Source organism: Synechococcus sp. R6-5 (assembly GCF_047461775.1).
GTDB lineage: Bacteria > Cyanobacteriota > Cyanobacteriia > Thermostichales > Thermostichaceae > Thermostichus.
In genome coordinates this window covers 1-14,728 of sequence record NZ_JANSHV010000020.1, presented here as the reverse complement: position 1 = coordinate 14,728, position 14,728 = coordinate 1, and the positions used below count along the sequence as shown (strand labels likewise).

The 14,728-nt window shown below is 58.9% G+C and carries 17 protein-coding genes and 1 pseudogene; 12 read left to right on the top strand and 6 right to left on the bottom strand.

Annotated features, from left to right (window positions below):
• The 3 genes and pseudogenes from NW818_RS01100 to glmU form a co-directional block, all read right to left on the bottom strand.
• The coding region (locus NW818_RS01100) for a helix-turn-helix domain-containing protein (protein ID WP_414423598.1) at positions 1 to 223 on the bottom strand (223 nt) is incomplete at its 3' end.
• 90 nt (positions 224 to 313) lie between these two features.
• Positions 314 to 820: a PPC domain-containing DNA-binding protein gene (locus NW818_RS01095; protein WP_414355965.1), complete on the bottom strand. Its 507-nt coding sequence runs from the start codon at positions 818 to 820 to the stop codon at positions 314 to 316.
• Positions 821 to 862: 42 nt separating this feature from the next.
• Positions 863 to 2,212 (bottom strand): annotated as a pseudogene (gene glmU, locus NW818_RS01090) (bifunctional UDP-N-acetylglucosamine diphosphorylase/glucosamine-1-phosphate N-acetyltransferase GlmU); the annotation flags it as partial.
• Positions 2,213 to 2,350: 138 nt separating this feature from the next.
• Here glmU and NW818_RS01085 point away from each other — a divergent pair.
• The 5 genes from NW818_RS01085 to NW818_RS01065 all read left to right on the top strand — a co-directional run bounded on the left by NW818_RS01085 (position 2,351) and on the right by NW818_RS01065 (position 4,978).
• Positions 2,351 to 2,779 carry an SHOCT domain-containing protein gene (locus NW818_RS01085; RefSeq protein WP_414423597.1) on the top strand — a complete coding sequence of 143 codons (429 nt, stop codon included), beginning with the start codon at positions 2,351 to 2,353 and terminating at the stop codon, positions 2,777 to 2,779.
• 134 nt (positions 2,780 to 2,913) lie between these two features.
• Positions 2,914 to 3,372, top strand: a complete 459-nt coding sequence (locus tag NW818_RS01080; RefSeq protein WP_011434188.1) for an MAPEG family protein — start codon at positions 2,914 to 2,916, stop codon at positions 3,370 to 3,372.
• Between the two features lie 150 nt (positions 3,373 to 3,522).
• Positions 3,523 to 3,792: a hypothetical protein gene (locus tag NW818_RS01075; RefSeq protein ID WP_414332008.1), complete on the top strand. Its 270-nt coding sequence runs from the start codon at positions 3,523 to 3,525 to the stop codon at positions 3,790 to 3,792.
• 36 nt (positions 3,793 to 3,828) lie between these two features.
• The gene (locus NW818_RS01070) at positions 3,829 to 4,509 is read left to right on the top strand and encodes an energy-coupling factor ABC transporter ATP-binding protein (protein WP_414331746.1); all 681 of its coding nucleotides are present in this window, start codon (positions 3,829 to 3,831) and stop codon (positions 4,507 to 4,509) included.
• Positions 4,510 to 4,765: 256 nt separating this feature from the next.
• On the top strand, positions 4,766 to 4,978 hold the full coding sequence (locus tag NW818_RS01065) for a CP12 domain-containing protein (protein WP_011434185.1): 213 nt from the start codon (positions 4,766 to 4,768) through the stop codon (positions 4,976 to 4,978).
• A gap of 398 nt (positions 4,979 to 5,376) precedes the next feature.
• Here NW818_RS01065 and NW818_RS01060 read toward each other — a convergent pair whose 3' ends face one another.
• Together NW818_RS01060 and msrB are read right to left on the bottom strand one after the other, a co-directional pair.
• Positions 5,377 to 6,180, bottom strand: a complete 804-nt coding sequence (locus tag NW818_RS01060) for an FTR1 family iron permease (RefSeq protein WP_414423596.1) — start codon at positions 6,178 to 6,180, stop codon at positions 5,377 to 5,379.
• A 49-nt stretch (positions 6,181 to 6,229) separates the two neighbouring features.
• Positions 6,230 to 6,721 carry a peptide-methionine (R)-S-oxide reductase MsrB gene (gene msrB, locus NW818_RS01055; RefSeq protein ID WP_414388022.1) on the bottom strand — a complete coding sequence of 164 codons (492 nt, stop codon included), beginning with the start codon at positions 6,719 to 6,721 and terminating at the stop codon, positions 6,230 to 6,232.
• Between the two features lie 275 nt (positions 6,722 to 6,996).
• Between msrB and ndhN the strand changes: the two genes are divergently transcribed.
• From ndhN to NW818_RS01020, 7 genes are all read left to right on the top strand, one after another.
• The gene (gene ndhN / locus NW818_RS01050) at positions 6,997 to 7,440 is read left to right on the top strand and encodes an NAD(P)H-quinone oxidoreductase subunit N (RefSeq protein WP_414417381.1); all 444 of its coding nucleotides are present in this window, start codon (positions 6,997 to 6,999) and stop codon (positions 7,438 to 7,440) included.
• A 94-nt stretch (positions 7,441 to 7,534) separates the two neighbouring features.
• Positions 7,535 to 8,593, top strand: coding sequence for an LdpA C-terminal domain-containing domain (locus NW818_RS01045; RefSeq protein ID WP_414419822.1), 1,059 nt, complete (start codon positions 7,535 to 7,537; stop codon positions 8,591 to 8,593).
• Positions 8,594 to 8,608: 15 nt separating this feature from the next.
• Positions 8,609 to 10,543, top strand: a complete 1,935-nt coding sequence (locus tag NW818_RS01040) for a R3H domain-containing nucleic acid-binding protein (RefSeq protein WP_414423595.1) — start codon at positions 8,609 to 8,611, stop codon at positions 10,541 to 10,543.
• 237 nt (positions 10,544 to 10,780) lie between these two features.
• Positions 10,781 to 11,350, top strand: coding sequence for a Uma2 family endonuclease (locus NW818_RS01035; protein ID WP_414423594.1), 570 nt, complete (start codon positions 10,781 to 10,783; stop codon positions 11,348 to 11,350).
• Between the two features lie 213 nt (positions 11,351 to 11,563).
• Positions 11,564 to 12,016: a ubiquinol-cytochrome c reductase iron-sulfur subunit gene (locus tag NW818_RS01030; protein WP_414423593.1), complete on the top strand. Its 453-nt coding sequence runs from the start codon at positions 11,564 to 11,566 to the stop codon at positions 12,014 to 12,016.
• A 93-nt stretch (positions 12,017 to 12,109) separates the two neighbouring features.
• Positions 12,110 to 13,258 carry a glycosyltransferase gene (locus tag NW818_RS01025; protein ID WP_414423592.1) on the top strand — a complete coding sequence of 383 codons (1,149 nt, stop codon included), beginning with the start codon at positions 12,110 to 12,112 and terminating at the stop codon, positions 13,256 to 13,258.
• Between the two features lie 108 nt (positions 13,259 to 13,366).
• On the top strand, positions 13,367 to 14,224 hold the full coding sequence (locus NW818_RS01020) for a PRC-barrel domain-containing protein (RefSeq protein WP_414423591.1): 858 nt from the start codon (positions 13,367 to 13,369) through the stop codon (positions 14,222 to 14,224).
• A 144-nt stretch (positions 14,225 to 14,368) separates the two neighbouring features.
• Here NW818_RS01020 and NW818_RS01015 read toward each other — a convergent pair whose 3' ends face one another.
• Positions 14,369 to 14,680 (bottom strand): alpha/beta fold hydrolase, encoded by a 312-nt coding sequence (locus NW818_RS01015; RefSeq protein ID WP_414332241.1) that lies wholly within the window; start codon positions 14,678 to 14,680, stop codon positions 14,369 to 14,371.
• Between the last annotated feature and the right edge of the window lie 48 nt (positions 14,681 to 14,728).

Below are 14,728 nucleotides of genomic sequence, written 5' to 3'. Positions count from 1 at the left end.
CGCATTTGGAGACCTGGTAGTACCAGGGATGCGCTTGCTTCACTTCAGCTACCAGGCGCTTGTGCAGGTCAATGGCGGTGGGAAGTTTTTGCTGGTTCTCCAGGGCTTGCCGACAGACTTCTAAGCCCCAGTTATAGGCGTGGCGGGCTACCCCAGCGTGTTGGGCGGCTAGAGTTGTTTGCTTGCGGTTAAGAATGAGTTGCGTCCGAAAACCCAGTAACATGCCCGCCACACCGCAAAGCGTCCATGAGTTCCGTGAAGCTTTCGGCTTGGCGCTCACAAGCCCCCTTTAGCTTTAGGTAACTCATGTTGACTACTGTAGGCTTTTCGGCCTGCTGTTGTCAGCCTCTGGTTTTGTCTGCTGGTTTTGCTGGGGTTGGGGGGGTGGGGACGGCCAGCAGGGATCCCCTGCCACGGGTTGGATGTGCAACTCCAGGTAGCCGGTGGCCGGATCCGGTTGACGGGAGAAGCGGTACTCCGGGCTATCGGCGAGGACAATTTCGGCGGTGGTGTAGATGAGGCAGCCGGGGCGCAGGTGTCCCCCCCAGGTTTGGCCTCGGGCATCGGCAACGGTGAGATGGAGATGGACTCCGTCAGGGCACAGGGATCCACTCAGGGCCAGGATCTCCAGGCGTTCCGACAGCAGGTGATCCCCCATTTGGTCGGCCAGGCGCAGGATGGCTTGGCTGAGGCTGCCGACGGCGCTGAGGACAAACCCCGCTTGCAAGGGCTGCTGCCGGGCCAATCGCTCTAGTTCCTGCTTGAGATCTTGGCCGGGGAAGAGGCGCAAGGGATAAATCTTGAGGGATCCCGGCGGCATGGGCTGGGGCTCCTGGGGGCGGGAAGAGCGGATCCCAAGTCGCCAACCGGGCTTGACCACCGGGCGGGAGCGAGCGATCACCAAGCAGTCATCCGGCAGAGGGTAGCGGGCAGGGATGGTGGAGCCGGCAGCAATGGTGACATCGGATCCCACCTGCAAAGGAGCCACCAACACCGAGTTGGCGCCTGTTTTGCTGCGATCCCCAATTTCGGTGAAGTGCTTTTGCTGGCCGTCGTAGTTGGCGATGATGGTGCCCGCGCCGATGTTGACCTGGGATCCCAGCTTGGCATCTCCCAGGTAGGCCAAGTGGGCGGCATTGCTGTGGGATCCAATCTGGGTATTTTTGGTTTCCACAAAGTTGCCGATGCGGCAATGATCCCCAATCTGGCTGTGGGGGCGCACGTGGGCGTAGGGGCCTATCCAAACCTGGTTGCCGATGCGGCTGTGGCTGACCACCGAGTAGAGAATGTGACACCCAGATCCAATCTCGCTGGACTCGATCCAACTGCCCGGCCCCAGGCGGGTTCCCGAGCCAATGCGGCACACCCCTCGCAGATGGGTTTGGGGCTCGATCACCACATCGGGGGCCAATTCCACCGTTTCCTCGAGGCTGCTGCTATCGGGATCCACAAAGGTGACCCCGGCTTCCATCCAGGCTTCCTTGAGGCGATCCTGCAAAATCTGGTACGCCTGGGCCAGTTGGCGGCGGTCGTTGATGCCCACAATTTCTTGCGGATCGGCAACATCCAGAGCGATGGCTTTGCCCACCCGCTTGACGGCATCCGTTAGGTAGTACTCCTGCTGTGCGTTGTTGCTGTTGAGATGGGGCAAAACCTGGGCCAGAGCCGGCCAGTGGAAACAATACACCCCACTGTTGATGCGGCGATTTTGCCGTTGGGCCGGGGTGCAGTCTCGCTCTTCCACCAGTTCCAGCACCCGCTGTTGGGCATCGCAGAATACCCGCCCATAGCCATAGGGATCCGCCACCTGAGCCGAGAGCAAGGTTACCTCTGGGTTCACCTGGCGGTGGCGCTCCACCAAAGCTTGCAGGGTTTCCGCCCGCAGCAGGGGCACATCCCCGTTGATCACCAGCAGATCCCCCTGAAAATCGCCCAGGACGGGCAACAGTTGCTGAACGGCGTGTCCGGTGCCCAATTGCTGGGCCTGCTCCACAAATTCAACCGGGTACTCCCGCAGGGCTTGGCGCACCTGCTCCTGTTCATAACCCACAATCACCAGACAGCGGTGGGGTTTCAAGGTTAGCACCGTGCGCAGCAGCCGCTCGATCAAAGACAGGGATCCCAGTTTGTGCAGCACCTTGGGCAACTGCGACCGCATCCGGGTACCTTTGCCCGCTGCCAAGATCGCTACCGATAGTTCCCGCTCTGCCATGTTCCTTCCCCGAACCGCCCCCATCAAGTATAGGCGGCGGGATGCTGCTCAAAAATCTTCTAAGGTTGGATCCAAGTTCCTGAGCCCTGTGCGGCCAAAACTGAGCTAGCTTAATGGCACATCTAGCTGGTGCAGTCTATGGCCGAGAGCAGGGGCCCTGATATGCCCCCACAGGATCGTCGGCGGTTAATCCGAGAGGTGGCCGGTTGGCTGGCGATGCTGGGGGTGTTCATTCCAGGGTTGCAGCGCTTCTATATGGGGCACCAACGCTGGGGCTGGGGCTACTTGGTGGCGGGGCTGATGGTGTTCGTTCCCTCCATCCCGCTGCAGATTCTCAGCTACGGGGTACGCGCCCTTTGTTTGCTGGAAGGGCTGTGGATCCTGACCATGAGCAATGCCGATTTCGATTTTCGATTCAACCGAGAGTTGATCGAGCTGGAGTGGACCAGTGTGGAAGGGCGAGAAGCCCGGGATCCCGAACAGCAGTTGGAAAGCCTGTTGAAACAGGGCTTGATCACCCGCGCTGAATATGAGGAGCGCCGCCGGCAAATCCGCAAGATTTCCTGACGCAAGCATCTGCCTGGATAGACAGCCCGATAGATGGATAATGGTTCTGGTGTTGATTTTCCCGGCAATAGCTCCCACCCAAGCTGGGCTCTTTTCTCTCCTCTGTCATTGTGCACCGCCCTTTTGCCTATCTTATGTTGCCAAATCCTCCTCTCGTAGCCATCCCCCTGTTCTCCATCGCGGCAGCCATGCTCTTGGTCTATCTGCCCATGGGGGTGGTGGGCTATGCCCGTGCCCGCGTCGGCTACGACCTGCATGCCCCTCGGGCTATGTTTGATAGGCTACCTCCCTACGGGCAACGGGCCACCTGGGCCCACGCCAACGGGTTTGAGACCTTTGGGATGTTTGCGGCAGCAGCGTTGATCGCCTACATCACCGGCCCTCACTCGGATCCCTGGTATTTTGGCCTCAGCGGAGATGAAGGGGTAGCTGTGCTGTGTGGGGTGTTTCTGCTGGCGCGGCTGCTCTACAACTTTTTCTACATTGCCGATATTCCCATTGGGCGATCCCTCTCCTTCTTGGCGGGATCCCTGGCCACGTTGGGCCTGTTGCTGATTAGCCTGCTGCCTTTTCTCGGCACCGGCCTGGCCTAATCTGGCGAGAGAAACTCCCCCGTCATTTGTTGAGCCTGCCGGTATCCTGGCCCAACCTGCGATACTGGAAAAGGACTCCGTCCTGCTGTCACGAACGGGGCCCTCTTGGTGCCTCTCTTCTGTCCACGGCCCACTACACAACGGTCAGCCATGTACACTCTGGAACTGCTCCTGAAAGGAAACCCTGCCCCTATTGTTGTCCATCAAAAAGAGGAAGAAGCGGCCAACCGGGCCTACCAAAGCATCGTCAATGCTCTGCAGAGTGGATCCCCTCAGAGTTTGGAGCTGACCTGCGACCGCACCGGCAAAAAGGTGTTCCTGCTCACCGGTGAGCTATGTGGCGTGCAAATGACTTCCAAGTCGGGCGGCGCCAGCCCCATGGGAGCCCGTCCCGGTTTTTTGGCCCAGTTGCAAAGCTGAGGACAGCCCTTTTCTCTCTGCCGCTAAGGGATCCCCATGTCTGAGGTGGCCATTCGGGTGGAGAGCCTGACCTTTGCTTGGCCGGAACGTCCGCCGGTTTTGCAGGCGTGCAGTTTTGTCATTCCCAAGGGCCAGTTGTGGATGCTGTTGGGGCCCAATGGCAGCGGTAAGTCCACCCTGTTGCAGTTGTTGTCGGGATCCCTGACCCATCCCCAGCCCCTTTCGGGCCACCTGGAGATTCGCGGTCGGCTGGGCTATGTGTTTCAAAACCCGGATCACCAACTGTTCATGCCCACGGTGGGAGCCGATGTGGCCTTTGGCTTGGGAGCAGAGGCTCTGACCTTGGCGGAAATTCACCAGCGGGTGGAAACAGCCTTGGAGCAAGTCGGATTAAAGCACCTGATCCGTCGGCCCATCCACGGCCTCAGCGGCGGACAGAAGCAACGGGTGGCAGTGGCAGGGGCTTTGGCCCGGCGCAGCGAGGTGCTGCTTTTGGACGAGCCCACAGCCCTGTTGGATCCCGACAGCCAGGCGGATTTGCTGCGGTGCATCCGGCAACTGGTGGATCAAGAAGGCATCACCGCCCTTTGGGTAACCCATCGGCTGGCGGAACTGGAATGGGCAGACGGGGCGATTTTGCTCTCGGAAGGTCAAGTGCGTCAACAGGGATCCCCAGAGCAGGTGCGGCAACGGATTGAACAACTGTTTGGGGCCTGAGGGATCCCTGCGCATCCTGATCCCAAAGAGATCGCGAAAGCGTAGCTGCACCCCCCGGGTGTCCCTGTTTAGAATAGGTAATGTATCCGGTTGATCAATTCGGTTGGCACAAGGTCATTATCCTGAACTTATTCCCCGTCTGGATCGGCTGGTTTCTACTTGTTGATCCGCGATTACGCTGGATCCCTGCAGATTTGCGTCAGCCGGTTACATCAGCGGGCCACCGGCCCCATCTAGTCTAAAGGAGCTTGAGAACATGGGACTGTCTGAAGTGATCGCCAAAGAGCTGGAAAATGCTCGCAACGTCTGCTCTGAGTACGGCGAAGGGGATCCCCACTGCCGTGCGGCCTGGGATGCGGTTGAAGAAGTGCTGGCAGCTCGCAGCCACCAGCCGAGGACTCCCAGCAGCCTAGAGCAGCACTGCGCCGAAAACCCAGATGCTGTTGAATGCCGGGTCTACGATACCTGATTCTCGGGAACCCCACAGAGTGGATGCTCTCTGTCGATTCCGTAGCGATCGACAGGGTTTCCTACTGGGGATCTCCGACAAAATCCAGCGGCCTGCCGGATCCCTGCCGGTAGGCTTTGCTTTCTTGGACTGGAAGGCTTGACTGGGTGCGGTTTCAGGCGCGACGTACAGAGCGCTTTCTTTTTAGGGTCATTTTGATTCAAACCAGGACACTGCACCCGCACTTAAAACGTTAGATGCACAGGGCCAGAAGGCTTTTCCCAGTACCTCGGTCGCCTTGTCCCAACCTGAAACGACTATGAAATTGTGACCTGCATCATTGCCATCCATCAAAACCAGGACAGGGATTCATCAAACTTATGGCTTATGGGATCCCCAGTGCCGGTGGAGAGCGTTTTTCACGAAGAAAGCCTCTGAGCAGAATCAGCCCGCAGCCATTGCCCCACCCACAAGGCGAAAGCTATTCCCAGCAGCAGCAGTTGGGGGAGCAGCGTCTGCCAAGTGGGATATATGCCCAGCCAGCGCAGCTTTGGGATCCCGACCAGGGGGGTGATGGGCAGCCAGTCCGCCACCTGCAGAGCGTGCAGGCCACTGCCCAAAAACTTAAAGCCCAAGTAGAAAATCAGCAGACTTAGACCCCGGAAAAAAACTCCCAGCGGCAATTTCAGCCCCACCTGCAGCAGCAAGATCGCCAGTGCCACCAACACCAGGGATCCCAGGCCGATCCCCAGCCAAAAATCTTTTGCCGAGAGGGAAGGGGCCAACCCCACATAAAACAGCACCGTTTCCGCCCCCTCGCGAAACACCGCCACAAAGGCCAGAAAAGCCAAGGAAAAAACCTGACCCGTGGCCAGTGCCGCCTGCGCCTGTTCCCGCACAAAGGTTTGCCAAGAAGCCACTGCAGCCCGGCGGTGCAACCAAAGGCTGACCGAGAACAACAAACCTGCTGCCACCAGCCCGGTGATCCCTTCCAGCACCTCTTGTCGCGTGTGGGTGAGCATCTGCTGGAAAAACAGCTTCACCAGCAGACCGAGCATCACCGCTGCCAGCAAGCCCGCGGATCCCCCTATCCACACCCAGCGCTTCTGAGCCGATTGCCCGCTCTTGCTCATAAGGGCCAGCAGTGCCACCAGCACCAAGAGAGCTTCCAGGCCCTCCCGCAGCAGAATCGAAGCAGCATCCAGGAACGTGTAGTCCGACATAGGCTCACCCAGACAGGCGGCTCAGTTTTAGCTGGAGCCAAGAGGATTTCTAAGTGGTGGCTGGGATGAACTTGAGGGCAGCAGAATTGATGCAGTAGCGCAAACCCGTGGGTGGGGGGCCATCCCGAAACACATGCCCCAGATGCCCACCGCAGTTAGAGCAGTGGACTTCCGTGCGGGGCACAAACAATTTCCAGTCCGTCTTGGTGCCGATCACATGGGGAGCAATCGGCTCCCAAAAGCTGGGCCAACCGGTGCCACTGTCGTACTTGGCCGCCGAGGAAAACAGCTCCTGCCCACAGCCGGCACAGACGTAGATGCCCGCAGCTTTGTTGTCGTAGTAAGCGTTGCGGAAGGGGGGCTCAGTGCCCTCTTGGCGCAGCACATAGTATTGCTCTTCGGTGAGCAGTTGCCGCCACTCGGCGTCGGTTTTGGTGAAGGGATAAGTCTGTTGGGCCATTGCTCTTTGCTCTCCTGCTAAGCTGAGGGGTGCTGTAATCAACCCGGCCACCGCCAAGGTCAACAGCTCGCGTCGTCGCATGATGAGGTTCATCTGTTGTCGCTGTGTAAGTGGCGGGGAGGCCATCCCTACTAGGGGGATCCATCCGCCTTTGTCCGCCACCTGTGGGTTGAGACCTGCAAGCAGGTTACCCGTATCTTAACCCTTCTTTACGCTCCCTTCTGCAAAACAGGGAGATAGCCAGTATTCTATGGGTTCCATTGGCAGCTTCTATCCCCAGCTTCAGGCGCCATCCCGTTACAATGAGCGCAGGTGGGCTGCTTGTCCAACCCTAGACGAGTAATGGAGTTCTTCCTATGCTGCTGGTCGGCTCAGGTGCAAAGTTTGTGCAGCAACTGGAGCAATCTGGGGCTTTGGCCATCTTTGTAACCCCAGAGGGGGGATCCGAAGGGCACTACCTGCGGCGGCTGCGCGGAGCTGGGTATGAGGTGGTCACCCTCTCCAGTAAGGGAATCGGGGATCTGGCCAGCTATTTGACGTGCATTCATGGGGTACGGCCTGCCACGCTGGGCAAATCGGAGCGGCGCACCTATTTCTTTCCCGCGTTGATCGAGCAGTATCGGGCCACCTTGCCCCCGAAAGCAAAGGGGTTGGTGTTCTGGTTTTACGAAGGGCATGTGTTCAGCCAACAGGAACTCTCCTACCTGGTGAAGCTGAGTCGGGAAGACAAGGGAGTGAAGTTTGTGGTGGAACTGGGCCGAGAACGGTCAATTCGTTGGCAACCTCTGCAGAGCGCCTGAACCTCTCTTCAGGATCCTGGAAATTTCTTTGCTACCATCTCAAGTAGATGGCCTGCGGCTCAGATCCCCATCCTGCTAGCGGTTTCTCGTGCCTGTGACCTTGCCAACCGCCTCGCTGCAACAGGGTACTTGGTTTAAGCTGATCTGCGGCGCAAGTTTCCACCACTTGCCCTCGGTTCGGGAGCTGGCTTTCCTTTACACGCTGGCCGGGGCAGATTGCATTGATGTTGCTGCCGATCCGGCCATTGTGCGGGCCGCTCAAGAAGGGATCCAACGGGCACAAGCCGAAGATCCCCAGGCGGGGTTCCCTTGGTTGATGGTCAGCGTCAATGACGGCGAAGACGTCCATTTCCGCAAGGCGGTGCTGACGGCTCCCGTCTGTCCTGCCGACTGTCCTCAGCCTTGTCTGGCAGTTTGTCCCCCTCATGCTTTGACCCAGGCAGCCCTTCCTGCTCAAGTCCACATCCAGACAGAGCTGTGCTACGGCTGTGGGCGCTGCGAGCCGGTTTGCCCCCACCGGCGCATTGCTACCTTCGGCTACCAAGTGGCTCTGTCAGAAGTTTTGCCGCCTTTGGTCGAGCTGGGCATTCAGGCGGTGGAGATCCACACCTGCATTGGTCGCCAGAGGTCATTCGAGCAATTGTGGGGATCCCTGAAGCCCTGGCTACCTCAGCTCCAGGCCATCTCGATTAGCTTTAACGATGGCCCGGGCCTAGAGGCTTATTTGAGGGATCTGCTGGCCCTCATGGATCCCTTGCCGGAGGTGTTGATCTGGCAGGTGGATGGCCGGCCTATGAGTGGGGATATTGGAGCTGGCACCGGCAAAGCTGCCCTAAAGTTGGCCGAGAAGGTACTGAATATGGGCCTGCCAGGCTATGTGCAATTGGCGGGAGGAACCAATGCCCAAACGGTGCCGCTGTTGGATCCCCGGTGGCCGGTGGCGGGGGTAGCCTTCGGCAGCTACGCGCGACAGTTGGTGTCAGCCTATCTGGAAGAGCCAGCCCACAGCTCATCGGAGTCAGGATGGAATCCTGGATTGGTGGCAGGGATCCCGTTGGCCAAGCAGTTGGTGCAGCAAGTAAAGCGGCGTTCCCGTCAGCGGTGCAGAGCCCTTTCCATCGCTGATCAGCAAACCTGTTTTTCCCGCGTTTAACGACGTTGCTCAGCCATGAGTTTCCCCGTACAGCCCTCAACCCCAAGTCCGTCAGTGGATCCGGAAAGTGCTGAACGCACCGCTTGCGTCAGCGGCGCGGAGCACTCTTTTCCCGGCCAGGTTCAATACAGCGACGACCTGAGTAAGCTTTTGGATATCCTGCCTGCTCCGATTCGTGAGCGCCTAGAACAGCATCCCCACTTGGATCGGTTGGTGGAGGTGGTGCTGGATTTGGGTCGCCGCCCCGAAGCCCGCTTCCCCGGCTTTGCCGATTACCTTTCAGAAGACGTGATCACCCGGGCCGACTTGGATCAGGTGATCAGCCGGGTTGGAGAGTTCAGCAGTGACAACCGCGCAGGCATTGCCTCTACCCTGCACCGGATCAGTGCCATTCGCAACCGCCAAGGCACAATCATTGGCCTTACCTGTCGGGTGGGTCGCTGCGTTATCGGCGTGATCAGCATGATCCGCGACCTGGTGGAACAGGGGCGCTCTATGCTGTTGCTGGGCCGACCGGGGGTGGGTAAAACCACGGCCTTGCGGGAGATTGCCCGTGTGCTGGCCGATGAGCTGGGCAAACGAGTGGTCATTATCGACACTTCCAACGAGATCGCCGGCGATGGAGACGTGCCCCACCCGGGCATTGGCCGGGCCAGACGGATGCAGGTGGCCAGCCCAGAGCTGCAGCACAAGGTGATGATCGAGGCGGTGGAGAACCACATGCCCGAAGTGGTGGTCATCGACGAGATCGGCACCGAACTGGAAGCCTTGGCCTCTCGTACCATTGCCGAGCGGGGGGTACAACTGGTGGCCACTGCCCATGGCAACCGCATCGACAACCTGATCAAAAATCCCACCCTCTCAGACTTGGTGGGCGGGATCCAATCGGTCACCCTGGGAGATGAAGAGGCGCGGCGGCGCGGCTCTCAAAAGAGTGTGTTGGAGCGCAAAGCTCCCCCTACGTTTGAGATTGCCATAGAGATGCTGGAGCGATCCCGCTGGGTCATCCACGAAGATGTGGCCGCCACTGTGGATCGTCTCTTGCGCAACCGCGAGCCGCTGACCCAAACCCGCAGTTTAGACGAACACGGCCAGGTGGTGATAGTGCGGAGCACCGCTGGCGCAAACGGGCGCCCGGCTCTATCTGGCCCCCAATGGCCCCCTGCCGGCAGCACAATCTCCGCAGCACGGGAGCGGGGAGGATGGCAACGCTCTGGACGGATGGAAGCTCTGCCCTCAGAACCGCTTGAGAGTCGCTCGCCGCAGGGAGGAGCATCGGGTTTGCTCCTGGATAGGCAAGAGGACTCTGTCCCGTTAACGCCGGCGGGATCCCGTCCTGCCCCTCAGGTGGTGGCCGAATCCAAAGCGGAATCCGGCTCTGACGAAGAAGAAGATTTGGACTGGGAGGGATCCGCCCTAGCCCCGACAGGACGGCAGCAGAATCCGGATGGGCCGCTGATGATCTACCCCTACGGAGTGAGCCGCTTCTACCTGGAGCAGGTGATCCAAACCCTGAAACTGCCGGCGGATGTCACCAAAGACCTGGATGGGGCGGACATTGTCTTGGCCTTGCGATCCCAAGTGCGTAGCCGTTCCAAGATCCAGCAGATGGCCCACTCCCGCCAGATCCCGATTCACACCGTCAAGGCCAATACTCTGATTGCCCTGGCTCGCGCCCTGCGCCATATTCTCAACATTGAAAGCGAAGAGGGATCCGATTCCGACCTGGAGCTGTTCATTCGCGCCAGCTCAGGCGATGAAACCGAAGCTCTGGAAGAAGCCCGCCTGGCGGTGGAGCAAATTGTCATTCCCAAGTCTCAGCCGGTGGAACTTTTGCCCCGTTCGCCTCTGATCCGCAAGCTCCAACACCAGTTGGTGGAACATTACCACCTGCGGGCCCAAAGCTTTGGCGAAGAGCCCAACCGCCGCTTGCGCATCTATCCCAACTAGCCCCACACGATAGCGCAGCCAATAGTCCAGCTCTAGAGAACCTCTATCCATTGAGCCGTCGTGGTTAGAGAGGGAGGACTCCGTCCCGCTTCTGTGAACGGGATCCTGGGTTAAGATTTGGCTACGCCAAGTGCGGTTCCCGCTGTTGCGACAGCGTTGCAGTTGTCGGCCCAGTGTCGTAGGTACAGCAGCAGGGTGCCCTGGGCATAGCACCATTTATTGCTATAGGGATAGCTAATGACTGCTACAGAAGTACGCTGGACCACTCGGGATATCGAGGCTCTTCCAGAGAATGAATGGATCCGCTACGAGATCATCGACGGAGAACTGCTGGTGACTCGCTCTCCTCATCACAAACATCAGCACATTATCGGGTGTTTGTTCTCCGCACTGCATCGGTGGTCGCTAGAAACAGGATTGGGAGAACCCTCAATCATGCCAGGGATCCTCTTTTCCGAATTTGATAATGTGTCTCCCGATGTTGTTTGGGTTAGTTATGAGCGGCTGTCCCAGATTCAAGATGAAGCAGGACATTTTCGGGGTGCCCCTGAGCTGGTGGTTGAAGTCCTATCACCTGGAAAAGTTCATGAGGATCGAGACCGCTTGGCAAAACGGAAACTCTACTCTGTGTATGGGGTGCAAGAGTACTGGATCGTCGATCGGCTGGCTCAGAGAGTAGAGGTGTATCGCAGACAACAGGCCCAGTTGGTCTTGGTAGAAACGCTGTTGGCTCAGGATGCGTTGTCTTCTCCCCTGTTGCCCGGCTTTGCCTGCGCGGTTGCTGAGCTGTTTACCTCTCGATCCTAAGCTCCAGCAGTGCAAGAGCCCATCCCCGGTACTCAAGCAACGAAGAGGGCTACTGCGTACTCTAGCCGGAAAAAGTGCGGCTTGGCCCTGGCCGAAACCGTTCTGGTGTAACAAGATGTTAAGGGCAGCATTTGCACCGGGATCCCTTCTGAAGGGGCCGGTCTTTTGCTGGCTCATGACCTACATTTCGCACACCTCCAAGGACACATAGCCATGTACAACAATCGTCGTGGTTTTCTTCGCTGGCTGGCTCTCAGTTTTGGCTCGTTGGTGGGTTGGTTACCTGGGTTTACCCGGCGCCGTTTTGCCCTGGCCCAGGGAACTGCTTCTGGCTCTAAGGCTTCTGAGCCGGAGTTTGTGAAAGTTGCCACTCTGGCCGATCTCAAAGATGGCCCCTTCAAGGTGGAAAACGCCTTTGGGAAAAACACCGCCACTCTCTGGCTGGTCGGGGATCCGCAAAAAGAAGATTCTCTGCTGGCTTTGGATGCCGCCTGTCCCCATGCGGGGTGTGATGTGAACTGGCGGGGGGAGAACTTTGTCTGCCCCTGTCATGGCTCGGCTTTTGCTGCCGATGGCAGCCGTACCCGTGGCCCGGCCAAGGCAGACCTGGCCATCTACAAGGTCAAGGTGGAGAAGGGAGAAATTTTTGTAGCCAAAGCCTCATAAAGTTCTGGGCAGGCTGTGGGCTCTGAGGCCAGGCAAAAGGAGTCGGGTATCCGGATTGAGAAGACAATGGGCTGAGCTACCGAGGCTCTCCCTATGGCTCGTCCCTACCGCTATCTGTTCCTCTCCACCCCTGTTGGACCTCTGGGATCCGGGGCCGGTGGTGGTGTGGAGCTCAATCTTGCCAACCTGACGCGTGTCTTACTCCAGATGGGATCCCAAGTGCGGGTGTTGGCCCCTGTGGGATCCCGAATGGCGGAGTTGCCGGAGGAGGTGATCGAGCCGGTGGCGGGCCTTCCCCCGGCCTATGCGCAAACCCAGCGCCGCGATCAGCCGGTTCTGATCCACACCCCCTCTCTGCTGGCCAACCTGTGGCAGCGGGCTGCCCACCTGCAAGATCAGTTCGATCTAATCGTGAACTGGAGCTACGATTGGCTCTCGTTTTATTTGACGGATTTTTTCCGCACCCCGGTGGCCCACATTGTTAGCATGGGATCCCTCAGCGATGCCGTCGATCAGGCTCTAGAGCACATTGCCCATCGCTATCCTGGTCGGCTGGCGGTGCATTCGCGGGCGCAAGCCCAGACCTTTGCCTTTGCCCGAGCCGAGATGGCGGCAGGTCGGGATCCCTTTGTCTATCTGCCCTGCGGGGTGGATCTGCGCCTCTACGACTTTGTGCCCCAGGGGAATGGATCCCTGTGTTGGATTGGGCGCATTGCCTCCGAAAAGGGCCTGGAAGACTGTGCTGCCCTAGCCGAGAAGACGGGAAGGCCGGTGGTGATCCTGGGCCACCTGCAAGAGCCAGGCTACTGGCAGCAGATCCAAGAGCAGTACCCACATGCCCAACTGGATTACCGAGGGTTTTTGCCCACCCCGCAAATGCAGCGGATCTTGGGGCAATGCTCGGCCTTGGTCATGACCCCCAAGTGGGTGGAGGCCTTTGGCTTGGTGGCGGTGGAAGCTTTGGCCTGTGGCGTGCCGGTGATCACTTACCGTCGGGGCGGGCCGGCGGAAATTGTCAGCGATGGAGAAACCGGCTGGGTCGTCGAGCCGGACAACGTGGCAGCTTTGGCAGAGGCTGTAGAGCGCCTAGATCACATCGACAGGAGCCGCTGTCGGCAACGGGCAGAAGAGCACTATTCCCTGGGCGCGATGGCAGAGCAGTTTCTGGCCTGGAGCAGGCAGATTGGCCGGGATCCCACCTGGGCAGCCCGCGAGGGAGGAGACAGGCAGTGGTACTATTAACTTACTTAATTCTGGCGAACTGTGTCAGACACGCAGCCCAACAACGGGAACGTTTTGACTTACGACGGGGAAACCATCATGACGACTGGGAAAGGATCTGTTGCGCTGGTGCGATCAGAGGTTCGTCGGCGGTCACAGGTTCTGGGAACGCAGGTGATCAGCCAGGGCAACGCAGCCCGGCTTGGGGTAGTCAGCGAAGTTTGGGCGGATCTGGAAGCCAAGCAGGTTCTGGTGCTGGGGGTGCTGGAAAAAGCCCTTGCCGGATCCCCCCGTTTGATGGAGCTGCGGCAAGTAACAGCGTTGGGTCAGGATGCAGTTCTTGTCCCCAGCGAAGAAGTTTTCGATAACTTGGATTTGGAGGGCCTGAGTCGCGTGGTTGGCAGCGAGGTGGTAACCGAAGAAGGGATCCGCCTTGGCAAAGTTAAAGATTTTGAGTTCAACTCCGTCTCCGGCATCATCACAGGCTTGGTGCTCTCCAACCTTGGCCTCACCTTTTTACCTGGCTTTATCCTCAGCACCTATCTGCTCTCCACCGATGAGATTGTCTCTGTGGGCGGGGATCGCCTTATTGTTGCCGATGGCGCTGAGACCCGCCTAACCCAACTGGCCAAGGGGATTTTGGAAACCCTGGGAATCGGCAAGCCCCCTTGGGAAGCCGGAGTTAGCCCGGCTCCTGCCCTGCCCAGTGCTGTCGAGAATTCCGCCGTCGAGGAAGATTACGAAGAAGAATACGACGAGGAATACGAAGCCGAAGAAGAAGACGTTTACGCAGAAGAAGAGCCTGAACCTGAGCCGCAGCCTGTGCGTCCACGCCCGCCTGAGCCCGCACCCGCCCCCGAACAACCGGCTTGGGAACAGGAGTATGCCAAAGAAGAGGCCCCTCCTTCTGAGCCTGCCCCTCCTCCTTCCAGCTCCACTCCTGTGGATGGTGATCCCTGGGAAGATAAGGCCGGGGAGCCCACTTGAGTTGCCGGACTCGTACCAACTCCCCTCTGCGCTCGGGATGGTCACGTCAACCGAGAGCACGGCCCTTACCCCTGGCGCTAGGGCTGCTTCTTGCGCCAATCTCCCACTTTTTTCTGCCAAGGGGCAAAGGGATCCCCCATCTGTCTATCCCGGCAGGGCAGGATCGGCTTCGGCCAAGAAGCGCAAAGCCACCGACAAAAAGGTCTGCGGCGCTTCAATGTGCGGAAAAGCAGCTCCTGGCAACCGGTATATCGGCACCTCCGGGCGCAAGGTGCGATATCGCTCTGCCTGTTCTGGGCCGGTGAGGCGGTTCTGTTCTCCCCAGACCAGAACCATGGGCTTGGTCACCACGCGAAAGTCGTCTTCGATGGGCAAGTTGAGCTTGCCGGTGAGAAAAGAACGGGGGGCAAATTGAGCCCCCGCTTGGTGAGCTGCCCGGTAATAGTAGTCCACCACCGCCTCATCCAGGGCGTAGCTGGGGGAGCATGACTCTAGTCAATAATA